This window comes from Xanthomonas sp. SHU 308, from assembly GCF_000364645.1.
Lineage (GTDB): Bacteria > Pseudomonadota > Gammaproteobacteria > Xanthomonadales > Xanthomonadaceae > Xanthomonas_A > Xanthomonas_A sontii.
In genome coordinates this window covers 1-694 of the sequence record NZ_AQOK01000657.1, presented here as the reverse complement: position 1 = coordinate 694, position 694 = coordinate 1, and the positions used below count along the sequence as shown (strand labels likewise).

1 protein-coding gene is annotated in these 694 nt (G+C 74.9%); it reads left to right on the top strand.

The annotated features are described in order from the left end of the window. A partial coding sequence (locus D588_RS25305; RefSeq protein ID WP_017916987.1) for a phosphatase PAP2 family protein occupies positions 1-655 on the top strand: 655 nt, incomplete at its 5' end. Positions 656-694: the final 39 nt, after the last annotated feature.

Here is a 694-nt window from a genome sequence, read left to right as displayed (position 1 = left end):
GGCCGACTCGCCCGGCGACGCGCTGGACCTGGGGGTCAACCGCGAGGCGCTGGCCCTGCGCGGCAGCGCGCGCTGGCAGCAGGCCGCGCGCGATGCCGACCTGAGCTTCCCGAACGGCGCCGGCCAGTTCGCCTGCGCGCTGGGCGTGGCGATCGATGCGCAGCGCACCCCGCATCTGTACACCTTGCTGGAGCGCAGCCGCATCGACGCCAGTGCCGCCACCAAGGCGGCCAAGCGCCGGTACCAGCGCGCGCGGCCGTTCCTGCGCAACGCGCAGGCGGTGTGCACCCCGGGCGATCTCGACGACCTGCGCCAGAGCGGCTCTTATCCGTCGGGACACAGCGCCATCGGCTGGACCTGGGCGCTGATCCTGAGCGAGATCGCGCCCGAACGCGCCGATGCGCTGATCGCGCGCGGCCGCAACTACGGCGAGAGCCGGCTGGTGTGCAACGTGCACTGGCAGAGCGACGTGCTCGCCGGCCGCTTCATGGGCGCGGCTACGGTGGCGCGGCTGCACGACGACCCGACCTTCAGCGCCGATCTGGCCGCGGCGCGCGGCGAGATCGCCGCCGCCCGCGCGGCCGGGCGGATGCCGGCAGGCGACTGCACCGCGGAGAACGCGGTTCTGCAGGTGCGCCCAGCCAGCGCGCTGTAAGACGCCCACCGCGCGCGGCCACACGACGGCCACGCGCAC